The sequence below is a fragment of the Pseudidiomarina woesei genome, from assembly GCF_001418345.1.
Taxonomy (GTDB): Bacteria; Pseudomonadota; Gammaproteobacteria; order Enterobacterales; family Alteromonadaceae; genus Pseudidiomarina; species Pseudidiomarina woesei.
The window spans coordinates 167,403-184,168 of sequence record NZ_LIPW01000002.1 but is presented as its reverse complement, the minus strand read 5'-3'; the positions used below and the strand labels follow the sequence as shown (position 1 = coordinate 184,168).

Sequence of the window (16,766 nt, the reverse complement as noted above, 5' to 3'; positions counted from 1 at the left end):
CATAGGCCTCTTAGTAGGTCATCGAAGCTTTAATCGCTTCGTAAACTTTCAAGTGGTCAGTGAAGTACTCTTTTTCATGGCTCAATGGATACGGGGTATCCAAGCCACACACGCGCGCAATTGGCGACTCAAGGTACAAGAAGCACTCGTCTTGAATCGTTGCTGCTACTTCACTGGCAAAACCACCCGTAATCGGTGCTTCTTGCGTGATCACTAAGCGACCTGTTTTACGCACAGATTCAGCGACGGTTTCTACGTCCCATGGCAAGATGCTAACCAAATCAATTACTTCACAGTCGATACCGTCTTCAGCCGCCATTTCTGCGGCCTTTTCAGCCATTTCAACTTGCGCACCCCAGGCCAGCACAGTGATGTCTTTACCTTCTTTCACCACGTCAGCTTTGCCAAGCTCAAGTGTGTACTCTTCTTCTGGAACTTCACCAACCGATGCACGGTATAAACGTTTAGGCTCCATAAATAACACTGGGTTTTTATCGAAAATTGCGCTTAACAATAAGCCTTTTGCCATGTATGGGTTACGTGGCATAACAATTTTCAAGCCCGGCGTGTGAGCAAAGTATGCTTCTGGTGACTGCGAATGATAGTGACCACCAGCAATACCACCGCCGTATGGCGTACGAATGGTTAAACCACCGACGTTAAATTCATTACCAGAGCGATAACGGAATTTCGCTGACTCATTCACAATTTGGTCAAACGCTGGGAAGATATAGTCGCCAAACTGAATTTCAGCAACCGCATAGCTCCCTTGAGAAGCTAAACCGTTGGCAAAGCCCAAAATACCTTGCTCAACTAACGGCGTATTAAAGTTACGATGACGACCATATTTCTCAGTTAAGCCAGAGGTTGCGCGGAATACGCCACCAAAGGCACCAGTGTCTTCACCAAAGCTATATACGTTGTCATGTTTTGCCATCGCAATATCAAGTGCGTTATTGATGGCTTGTAATAGGTTCATCTTGGCCATTACTTGTCACCTCCATCAATACGCGACGCTGTTTTCGGATAAGCTTCCGGATACTTGCGAATGTGCGCTTTTAGCGCCTCAAGCTGCTTCTTCAAGTGTGGCGGTGGCGTGTCGTACACGTCTTCAATAATTTCATCAATATGCGGCACCGGCACGGTTTCAGCAGACTTCAACGCAGCGAGCACAGCTGCTTTTTTCTCGTCGTAATTCTTTTGCGCTTCGTCTTCGCTGATCCAACCTTGCGCTTGCAGCCATTTTTGGAAACGTACCACAGGGTCTTTCGCGCGCCATGCGTCTTCTTCGTCGCGGGTACGGTAGCCGGTAGGGTCATCTGAGGTTGAGTGCCCCGCCATACGGTAGCTCATGCCTTCAATGAGCACTGGCTCGTTTTCTTCAACCGCTAATTTACGTGCCAATTGTGTGGCTTGGTACACAGCAAATACGTCATTGCCGTCAACCCGAATGGTCTTCATGCCATACGCAACACCACGTGGCGCAATGCCGTCACCAGCATACTGCTCACCTTGCGATGGGGTTGAAATGGCATAACCGTTGTTACGGCAGAAGAAAATGGCCGGTACTTTGTAAACAGCAGCCATGTTCAATGCGGCGTGGAAGTCGCCTTCAGAAGCGGCACCTTCGCCAAAGTAACAAATGGTACAGTTGCCTGTTTTATCCATTTTTTGGCCATAGGCATAGCCGGTGGCTTGTGGAATTTGCGTAGCCAACGGTGACGCAATGGTCATAAAGTTTAGCTCGGCACAGCCATAATGCACCGGCATTTGGCGGCCTTTGCCTAAGTCGCGCTCGTTTGAGAACAACTGGTTCATGAACTGCTCCACCGTAAAGCCGCGGAACGCCAAAGCGCCCTGCTCTCGGTATTGGCCCATGATCATATCGCCGTCAGTAAGTGCAGCAGCAGAGCCAATACTGGCCGCTTCTTCGCCCAACGATGACAAATAGAAGCTAATTCGACCTTGGCGCTGCGCAGCGATCATGCGCTCATCAAGAATGCGAATAAACTGCATGGTGTCGAAAATTTTAAGGGCAAGCTCTTTGTCCATTTCTGGCAGCTCTGCGCCTTTACGAATGGTACCGTCCTCAGCGAGGATCTGTAGCATTGGAATCTTCAACGCCGAACCGTCAATAAACTGCGGTTTGGTGACGATGTCCAACTGATGTTGTTTATCTTTCGCCATAACTTTCTCGTTCTAAGAAAAATTGCGCACACTTTACCTTTACGTCAACTGACATGCAAACAGCGTGCGTCATAAAAAGTTAAAAATCAGACCAGTTCAAGTTGTTCAACCGGTAGTGGAATAACCGTTAATAAAGCGCGCTGGCCAATTGCCACTTGGGCATTCGGAAAAATAATGCGCTCACCTGACCGCTCAACCCTGTATGGTGTTTCGCCATCACGCGCGAGCACGAAGCCGGTGTCAAACTCTGTAAAATTGGCAACGTCATCAGGAAAATTCAATTCAAAATTCTGTGCAGTACGATTTATGGTACGACACACATCGTAAATATGATGACGCGACGCATCGAACTCTGGTAGCTGCAGCGTTTCTGTAGCAATAAGTTTACGGAACATGGTATCGGCCTTGGCAAACCGCGACATGTCGTTCTGCCCAAATGGGCGTACTTTGCCAAGTTCAACCGTAAACGCATCAGCCTGATGCTCACGCACGCTAAAATAGCTAAAAGTGGTGGTTGGCGCTTGATTCAACAAAATGGTATCGACACCACACTCGGCTAAAAACGTCAGTTGTTGCTTTTTGTAGGGCGCACCATGAGTAAAGGGGTAAACCGCAAATTTTTCATGCGCAGAGTCACGAATAGCGGTGTGTAAATCGTAATGAAAACGCTGCTGTTGCTTAAAGAACCGACCGACGTATTGTTCTATCTTCGCGGCTCGCGCATGTTCAGGGCTATTACCGTTGGCATGCGCCCCGCTAAACAAACGGTTCATGTTCATATCCACAAAGCGCGTGCCATTCACAATAGCAGCCGGATTTGCGATTAAAAACAAGGTACGCTGCTTAACCGTTAGCTGGCCTGCCAGAATATCGTGAAGCATGTCACGCACCATTTCTATTGGCGCGGTTTCGTCACCGTGCACGGCGCACGAAAAAACCACATCTTTGCCGGCTGGCGCATCTGGCTCAACCACAATCACTCCGGCATCCCAGAATTCAACGCTGGCGCTGTTCACGCGCTGCGCTGTACCAATCAACGATGGGCCTTCATAGGGCCCTAACACACTTGGCAGTTCAGCAGGCAAATCTTGTTTAGTTTGTTGAAAGTACTCAGCAATGGTCCATTGCAAGACATCTAGGGTCACGAAGCATCTCCATTATCTGTTATCGGGCCCGGTTCCCAACCTTTAGTAGCAAGCAGTGCACGTAGCACTTTAGAACGATATTCGCGACGATACAGCACCAATACCACCACAGCGGTTGAGGCAATAAATAAATACGGGTGAATAAACCAACATAAAAACGCCAAGGCAAAATAGTAGGCGCGCAGACCGTTATTGTACTCATGGCCGGCTTGGTCAATAACCTTGGCTGTTTGGCGCGCAAATATCTCGCGCTGCTCGTCTGTAAAGTCCGTTGAACGGTATTGAGGCGCAGCGCCCATCAGTACCGATACAAAACCAAATTGACGAATCGACCAAGTAAACTTAAAAAACGCAAATACAAATAACAATGACAGCACCGCAAGTTTGAATTGTACTTTATCGGTGGCGGTGTCGGCGGTGTAAGGAATTGATTGCAGCACTTCGACCACTTTATCGGCAGAAGCCAGTAACGTAATAACACCAGCCAATACCAGCACGGTTGAAGAAGCAAAAAAGGTCACGGTGCGCTCAACGTTACCAAGTAACGCGGCATCAGCAATTTGGTGCTCTTTACGAGTTAAGGTGCGCATCCAGTCAATGCGCAACTGCCGCAAAATATGCGAAAGGCTATAAGTAGATCGCGCGCGAATACGGGCAAATTGCGTGTAGGTAACCCAGACAGTAACAAAAAACACTAGCGCGATAATATCGATAAGTGCCAGATTCATGTATGACCTTCCCGTGACTCTGCTGGTGCAGTAAACGCCAACAACTTATCGTTGTTGGCGTTCATTAGTGTAAGGTCAATAGTTTAACATTATGTGACTGAATTGTGTTGTTCTGATTTCGGTTCAGGGGGCTTGGTCAGACCATACCAACTCAGCATGGTTTTCACGCCACGACGTGTGTCATTCAAAATTAAGTACAAGCTTGGCACTAAGAGTAGCGTGATCACCGTGGCAAACAAGATACCAAAAGCTAGCGATATCGCCATTGGAATAACAAGCTTGGCCTGCATACTCTTTTCAAACACAATCGGCACTAACCCGAAGAAAGTGGTCAACGAGGTCAATATAATGGCGCGGAAACGTGCCACACCCGCCTCAGCGACAGCTTTACGTAAGCTTTCCCCTTGCGCACGAGCACGATTGACGTAATCAACCATAACCAAGGAGTCGTTTACCACAACCCCCGCTAGCGCAATAATACCAAACAAGCTAAGAATTGAAATTGGCATATCTAGCAGCCAATGACCAACCACCGCACCAATCATGCCAAATGGAATTACCGACATAATAATTAGCGGTTGGCTATATGACTTCAATGGAATAGCCATCAACGCATAAATCGCAAATAACGCCAACACAAAACCAATCGCCAAAGAATTCGTGGCTTCGGCTTCATCTTGTGAGGCTCCCTCAAGCTGGAACCCAACTGATGGATAGCGATCAAGAATTGGCTGAATTTTACTTTCGCGCACCTGACGGACAATATCAAACGGCTGCACTTTGTCTTTATCAACTCGCGCACGCACATTCACTGAGCGCTCACGATTAATGCGAGTGATAGTATTATACCCCTTGGCAAAGCGAACATCGGCTAGCTCCGTAAAGGGTATCAAAGCGCCGTCTGCTGTGCGCAATTTCATGTCTTCTAGGTTGCCCACCGACTGGCGCTCAGACAACGGATAACGCACCATAACTTTCACTTCTTCGTCATTGCGCTGAATACGCTGAGCTTCAGCACCGTAGAACGCATAGCGCACTTGGCTTGCCAGTTCTTGCAAGGTAATGCCCATGGCGGTGGCTAAGGGTTTCAACTCAAGAATAATCTCATCGTTGCCCTCACCAAAGGTGTCTTCAATATCAAACACCCCGTCAAATTGCGCTAAGTCTTGCTTCAAAATAGTGGCTGCCGCAGCAAGCTCTTCGAGATCTTGACCGGTTAATTGGAACTCGACGTCAAAGCCGCCACCGCCGCCAATACTCCCTTGGAAGTTCAGCGCTTTTACGCCAGCAATTTCAGGTGTTGTTTCACGCCAGTTATTGATAATGGCAAAACCATCTAAATTACGGTCTTCGCCTTTTTCTAACTCCGCAAATACGGTACCGCTGGTGGACCCGTTCATCCACACGTTAATGTGCTTAATGATATTCTCACCATTCTCTTGCTCAGCTTTTTGGTCCACGTCTAGCAACGCTTGTTCCACCGCTTGCAGCGTGCGAATAGTCGACTCTTCTGAAGCTCCCGGCTGCATTTGTACGTTAGCCTGAATAAAGTCACTTGGAATATTGGGGAAGAACACCCAACGCACGGTACCACCGGCAATAAGGCCTATTGCCAAAATGAACATACCAATAAACGCCGCTAACGTTGTATAACGATAGTGCAGACACTTTTTCAAAAATGGCTGATAGTAGGTTTTCGCAAAGTGCTGCAACGCGTGAGAAATTTTATTACGCACACGCTGAAAGCCGTTCTGCTTTTCGTTCGCCGTTTTGGAAAACTTCATGTGCGCAATGTGCGCCGGCAAAATAAATTTCGACTCAATTAATGAGAATGCCAAACACAGAATGACCACCCACGCGATAGATTCCCAAATGGCCCCCATGCCGCCTTCAACCATCAGCATTGGAATAAATGCAACCATGGTGGTTAACACCCCAAAGGTTGCTGGCATCGCGACTTTTTTTGCACCAATAACAACGTTATCTATCGACTTGCCATTGGCTTCAATTTCGGAATACGCACTCTCGCCTATGACTATGGCATCGTCGACGACTATCCCGAGCACCAAGATAAAACCAAACAGCGAAATCATGTTGATAGAAATATCAAACATAGGTAACGGCATTAAGGCGATGGTTCCCAAGAAACACAACGGAATACCAATCATGACCCAAAATGCCAGACGCAACTGTAAGAATAACGCCAGCATAATGAATACTAACGCGCCACCAAACAGCATGTTATCGATCATTAAGTCTAGTCGACCTTGCAGGTAATAAGACGAGTCACCCCAGTGCGCAATTTTTACCTCTGGCGGTAGTTCTTTTTGTTTGCGTTCAATGTAATTTTTGACTACTTCGGCTGTGCGTAGATCGTTTTGATCACCCACTGAATCAACCCGCACGAAGGTAGACATTTTGCCATCAAACTGCGTAAAGCGTCGCCGTTCTATAAACGCATCCTGAACCTTGGCAATATCACCTAATGTCAAACGCGTGCCATCTGGGCGGTTAATCAATACAATTTGTTCAAACTCATCACCCTGATAAGCTTGGTTATTGGCACGCAGCAATATATCGCCATTCGGCGTACGAATAGAACCACCAGCAACATCTAACGAAGTACCGCGAATGGCATTAACCACTTGCTGAAAAGTTAAATTGTAACGTTGTAGATCAGCTTCTGATATTTCCACCGATATTTCATAATCACGTGCGCCAACCACTTCGACACGGGTAATACCACCTATGTCTTTGATGTCGTCACGGATCTCTTTTGCCAGTTCTTTTTGCGACATTTCGCTCATGTCGCCAAACACGCTAATCCAGATAACTTGACGCTGAGGACGTATACGATAAATATTGGGTTTTTCAATTTGCTGGGGAAAGCTTGGAATTGCGTCAATCAGCATTTTGACTTCATCCATGACAACTTGCACGTCGTAGCCACTTTCTACTTCAATCGAGACCGAGCCATTGCCCTCGCGAGCTGTCGAAGTTACGCGCTCAATACCATTGACGTCTTCAATGGCATCTTCAATTCGAACCAACACCCCTTGTTCAACTTCTTGTGGAGCAGCGCCAGGAAAAGGAACCTGCACACTGATAATATTCAGCTCAATTTCTGGGAACATTTGCTTTCGCACCTGCCCCACCATGAATATCCCAGTAATAATAATTAACGCCATTAGCAGGTTGGCAGCAACTGAGTTATTGGCCCACCACGAGATAATCCCTTTTTTAGGATCGATATCGTAATTAGTCATTGTCTTTACCTGCTACTTCAGTGGCGGTTTGTGCTGCCTTTTCTTCCCCTTCTATGACAGGGTCGCCAGGAATACGCACTTTCATACTTGGTAACGCATTCGATAACTGTGTCAGTACTACCAAGTCACCAGGCTCGAGGCCTTCATTGATAACCGCATGCTGCGCTTCAGCACGGACAATATTCACATTTCGTTGCTGCAAACGGCGCTCGTCATCAACCACCCACACGGTGTTGTTAATTGACAATGCGTAACGTGGAATGCGATACACCTGTTGCGCTTCAATACCGTCAATTACTAACTGTACAAAACGCCCAAAGCGCAATGGCACAGGGTGTTGGTCGGCGTTGCGGTTATAGGGGTCTTTAACTTCTACCACACCATAAATAACGCGGCTATCTTGATCAAGTACGCCTTCACTGCGCACTAAGTTGCCGTGCCAAGTATAGGTCTCACCAGCCACCTCACTGCTTAGTGCAACGTGCGGGCTAGCACCGTCATGGTTAGCATCTGGCAAGTCAATATAGGCTAAGTCACGGTCGCTTAACGGCACACGAATTTCAGCAATTTCTGAGCTGTACAGAGCCCCTACTTGCGTGTTCATTGAAACAAACTGGCCAATGTCGACATTTTTGTTCTGTAGCAACCCGTCATAAGGCGCACGAATCACAGTGCGGTCTAAGTCTCGTTGCGCTTTAGCTACTGCAGCTTCGGCCGATTGCACCGCTGCAACCGCACTAGCGACTTGTGGCTCACGAATACCTAACGCAGGAATTTCGCCCATTTGCAGTGATTCCCACTCATCTTTAGCAACTTTGGCACGCGCGCTTTCTTCAGCTAAAGCTGCTTTGGCTTGCGCTAGCGAAGCTTTAGCGCTCTGTAGCGCAACTTGATAGTCTGATGGGTCAATGGTAACCAACATATCGCCTTTATTGAAAAAGCCACCGTTAACAAAGTTATCTGCTACTTCAACAATTTGACCGCTGACTTGCGTCACTAGGTTGGTCATGTGTTTAGGACGCACATTGCCCTGCCCGTCTACAGCAAAACGAATATTCTCTGGCTGTACTTCAAGCACTTCCACTAGCACCGCAGGCCGCTCATTGGCTCTTTGCGGCGGCTGAGGCCGTAACGATACCATGAGGATTAACAGTATAATCGCGACAACAAGAATAATAGGAGGTAAAAGTGCACGTTTCTTAAAGGCCATAACGTCCTGATTCCATCAGTTAAAGTATATAAAAATAATTTGCTGAATATAGTATGACGAAGTGTCGTCAAATCCGTTAGTAACAATGTGTTAGCAGTTGTAAATGGCCAGCAGAATATACCAACTTTCGCAGTGACTTAAACACGTACGGCAAGCTCATCAAGCATCTTTTCAGCCGCATGATCAGCAGCGTCATGCAGAGGGACAAATATTTCATCAACGCCGGCGGATTCAAGCTCTTTACGGGTGCCCGGTTGGTGCGCAGTAATCACCACTTTTCCTTTAAAGTGATGTTGCTTTAACGCATCAACCAACATAAGTTGAGTTTCAATATCTGGAATGGTACACACCACCGCATGCACCGTGGATAACGGCAAGGAGTCAATAAATTCTTGGTCTGATGCATCTCCGTAGCGCATAACAATATGCGGATGATGAATTGTGCGCGTTACTTCTGGGTCAAAATCTACCGCAATCACATTGACCTTATTTTCAGCAAGTTTTAGGGCATATTTTTTTCCATAACGCCCCGCACCAAAAACAATAACTTGGCCTTTATTGAGATTTGCATGGCTCTGTTCAGAGTCGCTAATTTCACGAAACGGTTTGTTACGTTCAAACACGTCTAAATAAGGTTCAAACACGTTGTATAACTGGCGCGAATACAAAATCATGTAGGTTGACGCCGCTATTGTTACTAAACCAACGAGCGTAACTAAACCGAGTGCCGCTTGCGGTATGTGCCCCAACGAAATGCCCATAGCAATAAAAATTATCGAGAATTCACTAATTTGGGCTACGGTTAAGCCAGCCATAAAGCCGGTACGTTTGCGATAGCCCATGTAGCCCATAATGGCCATTACGATAAGCGGATTACCAATTAACACAAATAATGACAAGGCAATTGCAGGTATCACTGCATCACCTAACGTCGCCATGTCCAATGCGCTACCAAGCTCTATGAAAAAGAACAACAAAAGAAAGTCGCGCAAACTGGTAAGGCGCGCGCCAATGGCCTCACGATACGATGTTGAAGCTAATGAAAAACCGGCTAAAAATGCACCGACTTCTTTGGAAAATCCAAAATACTCACCACTTGCAGCCAATAACGTACCCCAAGCAATAGCAAATAATAGCAATAGCTCTTGCGACTTACCGACTTGCTTCAGTAAATACGGCAAAATAAACTTCATTGCCAATGCAACCATAATCACCGCAACAATAAGCTTCGCAACTATTTCAGCGATGATTAAGAACACACCAACGTCGGCGTTGGCCGCACCGCCGCTTCCCATAGCCATCATGGCAATAACCACGGCAATGTCTTGAACAATTAAGAAACCCATGGCAATGCGGCCATGCAGCGAGTCAATTTCGCGTTTATCGGCCAGCAATTTCACCACAATAATGGTGCTAGAAAAGGTAAGTGCCACCGCCACATAAATCGCTTCAAGCATGCCCAGCCCGAGTAATAGGCCCAGCCCCCAACCAAAGACAATGGTAAATAATAGTTGGCCTAAGCCCGTTGCTAAAGCAACCGGACCAAGGTGTCGAACTAAGTGCAGATCTAGCTTCAAGCCCACTACAAAAAGCAGAACCGTAATACCTACGCTAGCCAATAAGGCAATTGGCGCGTGATGGTTTACCAGATCTAGTGCTGAAGGACCAACCACAATGCCGGCAACAATAAATGCCACAATCAGCGGTTGCTTCAGCAACATGCCTACAAGCCCTAACCCACACGCTATAACTAGCAGTAAAGTAAACTCAGCGTAGATATCTAACACGGTTACTCCCGTAATCTATATAAACCAACACAAATTAATGATAGGCCAATTATAGTGGTTAGTTGAATTGTTTCACCGAGTATAAAATAGATCAGCAGCAATGAAACAAACGGGCTTAGAAATATTAAGGTAGAAATTTGTGCGGTTTTGGTCGCTAAGCGCATGGCGGTTAACCACAAGAAAAAAGTTAACCCCATTTCGAAAATACCCACGTAGATACCGGCCCATAGGCCCTTGGGATTAATATCTGGCAACAATGGTTGCTGATGCCAGCTGGCATGAACCACATTAAACAGCACCAACCACAACGTGCCCCACATAAAACACCAAAATAACGCCGGTACTGGTTTATCGGTATTTTTCGTGTTGATGAGCCAATAACAGGCCCATAATAAAGTGCTGAACAACGCCAAACCAATGCCAAGCCAGTTCGTTTGGCTAAAGTCCCAATTACCGCCAGTGGCAATTAGAAAAACGCCGCCATAGGCCAATAGCATAGCCAATAGCTCTTTCTTACTAAGACTTTGTTTAAGTAATGGCACCGCCAACAGCGACATGGTTATGGCCCATGTGTAATTAATGGCCTGTGCTTGTTGTGCGGGCAACTGATTATAGGCAGCAAATAAAACAAGGTAATACGCTGCTGGGTTAATAAAGCCTTGCAACATATAAAAGCCGACTCGCGCTCGCCCGACTTGCCAAGTTTCTTGCCAACGTCGCTGCCACGTTAAAATAATTATAAATACAGCCAGGCTGCTTACTGCCGCTATCGATAATAACTGCAACGGGGTTACGTATTGCAAGGCGAGTTTGAATGCGGTGGCAACGGTTGACCATAAAAGTACCGCAGCTAGCGCGTAGATAATGGCTTTTCGTTGATCTTTCATGGCCGTGAAATAAGCCGTAATAAACGATCTTTATTGTCCGCAACCTCACGTACCACGCAATACTGCGCCCAACATACCTGTGGTTGCGTGTCATTGGTGGTGTGTAACATTTGCGTGCGCAACTGCTCTAATTGCGCATACGAAGGCAGAGGTACCTGTTGACTCTGCAGCCAATATCGCAGCACGCCGCGCTGCAAGTCGGGGCTGGTTGCGGCTAACCAACGGGTAGCTAACGCGCCATCGGCGTTTATATGTGGTGATACCCGATCAGATAATAATTGCTCCAACAAGCCTTGGGTTTCTGCGCACAACTGCGCACTGCGTAGCACCGCATCGCCAAAATGCGGCCAACGCTGCTCAAGTTTGGGAATAATATCGTGGCGCAAAAAATTACGTTCTATTGCGGTATCGTAATTGGTGTCGTCTTCAATCCAAAATAGTTGGCGTGCATGCGCATAGTCGTAAATGGTTTGCTTACTCACATCCAATAACGGACGCAACCATTGCTGTTGATTACGCAACGACAAAGGTGCCATGGCCGCCAAACCTTTGGGCCCAGCACCGCGCTTTAACTGCAATAAAAACGTTTCAATCTGATCGTTGCGATGCTGGCCAAGCAAAAACACCGCGTTGCTTTCGCCCAGTTCACTTAAACGCTGATAACGCGCTTCGCGACCGGCCGCTTCCTTGCTAATACGGGCTCCGGTTTTTACAGGTAAGGTTTCGCACAGCATCGGGAAATCACGCCGTTGACAATCTGCTACTAAGCCTTGTGCCCATTCGTCTGAGTTTGGGTGAAACGCATGGTCAAGATGAATAGCAAGGTAACGATAATGCGGAAAATCGTGGCGAAAGCGATCCAGCAAATCAAGAATGGTTTGTGAATCTGCGCCACCGCCTAAGCAGGCAATAAGTTGCTGTTGCTCAGCTAATTGTAGGGTGAGCAAGCGCTTTTTGAATAACGCGTAAAGGGAGTCACTGGTGTCGTGACTCCCGACAGGTTTGTTAACAGTAGCCAAAGGACATTAATTTCTGATAACGCTGCTCAAGACGAGATGCGCTGTCTAGATTTACCAGTGCATCAAGGTCAGCCTGTAACTGCTTCTTCAAGCGCCGGGCCATTTCTTCATGGTCGCGATGCGCACCACCAATGGGTTCGGCAATAATGGTGTCAATTAAACCAAGTTCTTTTGAGCGCTGCGCGGTAACACCCATGGCTTCAGCGGCTAATGGCGCTTTTTCGGCACTTTTCCATAAAATAGACGCACAACCTTCAGGTGAAATAACCGAGTACGTTGAATACTGCAGCATATTCACACGGTCACCCACACCAATCGCCAAAGCTCCACCCGAGCCACCTTCGCCAATAACTGTGCAAATAATTGGGGTGTTTAGGCGCGCCATCACTTTCAAATTGCGGGCAATCGCTTCAGACTGGCCACGTTCTTCAGCACCAATACCTGGGTAGGCACCCGGTGTATCAATAAAGGTAATAATTGGCATTTTGAAGCGTTCAGCCATTTCCATTAAACGCAAGGCTTTGCGATAACCTTCCGGCTTTGGCATACCAAAGTTACGGCGAATTTTTTCTTTGGTTTCACGACCTTTTTGATGACCGATAATCATCACCGGTGTGCCGTTCAAACGCGCGGTTCCGCCAACAATGGCTTCATCGTTAGCAAAGGTACGGTCGCCCGCTAGCTCATCAAAGTCATCAAACATGTGCTTAATGTAATCGAGTGTGTAAGGTCGCAATGGGTGACGAGCGAGTTGCGCCACTTGCCAAGCACCAAGGTCACCAAAAATTTTCTCAACCAGCTGCTCACGTTTTTCTTGCAGCTTAGCAATTTCCTCTTCAATGGAAATATCAAAGTCGCCTTTTGCGCCTACTGCTTTTAATTCTTCGATTTGTGCTTGAAGCTCAGCAATGGGCTGTTCAAAATCTAAAAATTTAAGACTCATTATGGCTCCTGTTTGCCACTAATTAAGTTGCCATTAAAACTCTAATTCAACAGCTTGATTACCTAATCGTTGTTGTAATTCGTAAATCAATTCATCGGTTGGGGTCACATACCATTCTGTGGCCGCAACATATTCGGCTTCAACATCGGGCCGCACATAACGAATGTGCAATGGGCAAGCGCCCTCTTTATGTGGCTCAATGAGCTGTTTTAGCTGCATTAAGCCCTGCCCTTCAAGGTGCTCTGGACGAACCGATATGCGTAACGTCTTGGCGTATTGCTCCCGCATACCGATAATGGTCATCACTTCGCGAGCCGTCATTGTATTGGCTGCGGAGTAATCATCAAAGCTGACCTCTCCTTTTATCACTAAAATTTGGTCTTTTTCGAGCAAATGCTGATAATTTTCATAATCTTTAGCATAAAACCGTACATCAAAACGTGCTGTTTTATCATGCAAGGTCACAATCGCCCAACGTTGGTTTTGTCGGTTCAACATAGTTCGTACATCAACCACTAACCCAGCTACCGTCGTGGTCTGATCGCGCCCTGTCGGTTTCACGTCAGCCAATACGCATGGCACATAGTTTTTTAATTCGCTGCGATACCGATTTACTGGGTGCCCTGTTAAGTATAGCCCAAGGGTTTCGCGTTCGCCTTCAAGCCACATGGCTTCTTGCCATGGTGCAACGTGCACAAACTCATGTTCAATTTCAACGTCGTCGTTGGCGGTCGCTAAAACCCCAAACAAATCACTTTGACCAATCGCCTCAGCGCGCGCATGTTGCTCTGCCTGACGCATGGCTTTTTCTAAGCTGGCCATAATGGTTGCGCGGTGTGGGCCGAGCGAGTCCATGGCGCCAGCTTTAATCAGTTTTTCTAGCACCCGACGATTAAGCTTCTTCAGGTCAACCCGACAGCAGAAATCAAATAAGTCGGTAAAAGGGCCGTCAGCACGTGCGGCTAAAATCGCTTCAATGGGGCCCTCACCAACACCTTTTATGGCACCAATGCCGTACACAATGCGTTGTTCGGCATCTACCGTGAACTTATACTGCCCCACGTTCACATCGGGCGGTAAAAGTTTAAGCCCCATGTTTTCGCATTCATCAACTAAGGTCACAATTTTGTCGGTGTTATCCATATCAGCGGACATGACGGCCGCCATAAACTCAGCCGGAAAGTGGGTTTTCATCCACAGCGTTTGGTACGACACCAAAGCATAAGCAGCTGAGTGTGATTTGTTAAAACCATACCCGGCAAATTTTTCCACCAAGTCGAAAATTTTGATTGCTAGCTCACCGTCAATGCCGTTTTTACGCGCACCTTCTTCAAATACTGCCCGTTGCTTGGCCATTTCTTCCGGCTTTTTCTTACCCATAGCACGGCGTAACAAGTCAGCGCCGCCAAGCGAATAACCGGCAAGTACCTGGGCTATTTGCATAACCTGCTCTTGGTACAAAATAACGCCGTAGGTTGGCTCTAATATGGGCTTCAACAGTTCATGTTGATAGTCTTTATCTGGGTAAGATATTTCTTCGCGGCCATGTTTACGGTCAATAAAGTTATCCACCATGCCCGACTGCAATGGGCCGGGCCGGAACAAGGCCACCAGTGCGATGATATCTTCAAAACTATCCGGCAGTAGCTTCTTAATCAGCTGCTTCATACCTGATGATTCAAGCTGAAACACCGCGGTAGTGGACGCCTTTTTCAGCAGTTTGAAACAGCGCGGGTCATCAAGCGGAATCTGATTGATGTCGATCGGTGCTTTGCCGTCCCGTTGACGGTTGGCGTTTACCATGTCGAGCGCCCACTGAATAATAGTTAGCGTACGTAAACCCAAAAAGTCGAACTTCACCAGGCCCGCTGCTTCCACGTCGTTTTTGTCAAACTGAGTAACCGGTTGTTTGCCTTCTTCATCACAATATAGTGGCGAAAAGTCAGTGATTTTTTCTGGGGCAATAACCACCCCACCGGCGTGTTTACCTGCGTTACGCGTCACCCCTTCAAGAATTCGCGCCATGTCGATAATTTCGCGTACATCGTCATCTTGCTCGTACATTTCAACCAAGCGCGGTTCAACTTCGAAAGCTTTTTCTAGGGTCATGCCCGGGTCACCCGGCACTAACTTCGTGATTTTATCGACAAACCCATACGGGTGACCAAGTACGCGGCCTACGTCACGTATCGAAGCCTTGGCAGCCATAGTACCGAAGGTAATGATTTGTGAAACCGCTTCCCGGCCATATAAGTCAGCTACGTGTTCAATAACTTCGTCTCGACGATCCATACAAAAGTCGATATCAAAGTCGGGCATGGATACCCGCTCTGGGTTCAAGAATCGCTCGAAGAGAAGATCCAGCTCCAGCGGGTCTAAGTCGGTAATTTTAAGCGCATAGGCCACCAATGAGCCCGCACCAGATCCCCGCCCTGGGCCCACAGGAATATTGTTATCTTTTGACCACTGAATAAATTCCATCACGATCAAAAAGTAACCAGGGAAGCCCATTTGGTTGATTACATCAAGTTCAATTTGCAGGCGCTCATCGTAAGGTTTACGCTGCTGTTGCCGCTCCTGTTCGTCAGGAAACAATAGCTGCAGGCGCTCCTCTAAGCCTTCTTGGGATTTTTTCACCAAAAAGTCTTCGGGGCTCATGCCGCCAGTTGGGAATTCAGGCAGAACATATTCGTCAAGCTTGACCGTGACATTACAACGCTTAGCTATTTCTACTGTATTTTCAATAGCCTCAGGAATATCTGCAAACAACTCGGCCATTTCTTCAGGGCTTTTCAAATATTGCTCAGCGCTGTATTTCTTCGGTCGGCGTTTATCATCAAGCGTATACCCGTCGGCCACAGCCACACGCACTTCATGAGCATTAAAGTCTTCCGACTTTAAGAATACGACTTCATTAGTGGCAACCACCGGCACATCACATTCAGCGGCTAACCTAACAGCGGCATGCACATAGTCGTCTTCGCCGGGGCGCCCCGTGCGTTGCAATTCAAGAAAAAATCGATCGGTAAAGTGCTGTTGATAAAACGCTAAAGCTTCGCGGGCTTCGGCATGGCGGTTTTGTAGCAACTTGGCGCCAATATCACCCTCGCGACCACCAGACAATAGCAACAAGCCTTGCTGGTGCTCCGCTAACCAAGCTTGATCAACACAGGGCCTGCCAGCCCGATGACCAGCCAAATAACCGCGACTAATCAGCTGAGTTAACTGCTGATAACCATGATTATTCATGGCCAATACTGTTAGTCGAAACGGTTGCTCTTGTGAGTCGCTTGTCCAGCCTTCTGGCAGCACCCATAAGTCACAGCCGACAATTGGCTTTAAACCGTTAGCATGCGCGGTGCGATAAAAACGAACCAAACCACACATGTTCATTTGGTCGGTTAGCGCAACCGCCGGCATCCCTTTGGCAGCAACATCTTCACAGATAGGTTTAACCTTAGCTAAGCCATCGACCATGGAAAAGTCGCTGTGAACTCGCAGATGAATAAATTGAGGTTGTCGCTTGTTGTTTTCGCTCATGCGCCTAGTTCATACACTGTTGTCAGTTATTATTGAGTTATTGTGCCGCAAGCG

Annotated in this window: 11 protein-coding genes; all 11 read right to left on the bottom strand. The window is 47.3% G+C overall.

The annotated features are described in order from the left end of the window. Positions 1–10: 10 nt before the first annotated feature. Positions 11–988, bottom strand: coding sequence for an alpha-ketoacid dehydrogenase subunit beta (locus tag ASC40_RS04975; protein ID WP_055438676.1), 978 nt, complete (start codon positions 986–988; stop codon positions 11–13). Next, entirely contained in the window at positions 988–2,187 is a 1,200-nt protein-coding gene (locus tag ASC40_RS04970; RefSeq protein ID WP_055438675.1) for a thiamine pyrophosphate-dependent dehydrogenase E1 component subunit alpha, read from the bottom strand. Before ASC40_RS04970 ends, ASC40_RS04975 begins: the two co-directional genes overlap by 1 nt. An 86-nt stretch (positions 2,188–2,273) precedes the next feature. Then, positions 2,274–3,260 carry a succinylglutamate desuccinylase gene (astE, locus tag ASC40_RS04965; RefSeq protein ID WP_425415061.1) on the bottom strand — a complete coding sequence of 329 codons (987 nt, stop codon included), beginning with the start codon at positions 3,258–3,260 and terminating at the stop codon, positions 2,274–2,276. A gap of 68 nt (positions 3,261–3,328) precedes the next feature. Continuing rightward, positions 3,329–4,060, bottom strand: coding sequence for a DUF599 domain-containing protein (locus ASC40_RS04960; protein ID WP_055438673.1), 732 nt, complete (start codon positions 4,058–4,060; stop codon positions 3,329–3,331). A gap of 89 nt (positions 4,061–4,149) precedes the next feature. After that, positions 4,150–7,326 carry an efflux RND transporter permease subunit gene (locus tag ASC40_RS04955; RefSeq protein WP_055438672.1) on the bottom strand — a complete coding sequence of 1,059 codons (3,177 nt, stop codon included), beginning with the start codon at positions 7,324–7,326 and terminating at the stop codon, positions 4,150–4,152. Further along, positions 7,319–8,536 carry an efflux RND transporter periplasmic adaptor subunit gene (locus ASC40_RS04950; protein ID WP_055438671.1) on the bottom strand — a complete coding sequence of 406 codons (1,218 nt, stop codon included), beginning with the start codon at positions 8,534–8,536 and terminating at the stop codon, positions 7,319–7,321. Before ASC40_RS04950 ends, ASC40_RS04955 begins: the two co-directional genes overlap by 8 nt. 137 nt (positions 8,537–8,673) lie before the next feature. After that, the gene (locus tag ASC40_RS04945) at positions 8,674–10,323 is read right to left on the bottom strand and encodes a cation:proton antiporter (protein ID WP_055438670.1); all 1,650 of its coding nucleotides are present in this window, start codon (positions 10,321–10,323) and stop codon (positions 8,674–8,676) included. Positions 10,324–10,325: 2 nt separating this feature from the next. Next, positions 10,326–11,210, bottom strand: coding sequence for a DMT family transporter (locus ASC40_RS04940; protein ID WP_055438669.1), 885 nt, complete (start codon positions 11,208–11,210; stop codon positions 10,326–10,328). Then, the gene (gene tilS / locus ASC40_RS04935; RefSeq protein WP_055438668.1) at positions 11,207–12,229 is read right to left on the bottom strand and encodes a tRNA lysidine(34) synthetase TilS; all 1,023 of its coding nucleotides are present in this window, start codon (positions 12,227–12,229) and stop codon (positions 11,207–11,209) included. The genes ASC40_RS04940 and tilS overlap by 4 nt, the downstream gene beginning before the upstream one ends. Beyond that, entirely contained in the window at positions 12,216–13,172 is a 957-nt protein-coding gene (gene accA / locus ASC40_RS04930) for an acetyl-CoA carboxylase carboxyl transferase subunit alpha (RefSeq protein WP_055438667.1), read from the bottom strand. Before accA ends, tilS begins: the two co-directional genes overlap by 14 nt. A gap of 33 nt (positions 13,173–13,205) precedes the next feature. Further along, positions 13,206–16,712: a DNA polymerase III subunit alpha gene (gene dnaE / locus ASC40_RS04925; RefSeq protein ID WP_055438666.1), complete on the bottom strand. Its 3,507-nt coding sequence runs from the start codon at positions 16,710–16,712 to the stop codon at positions 13,206–13,208. Positions 16,713–16,766: the final 54 nt, after the last annotated feature.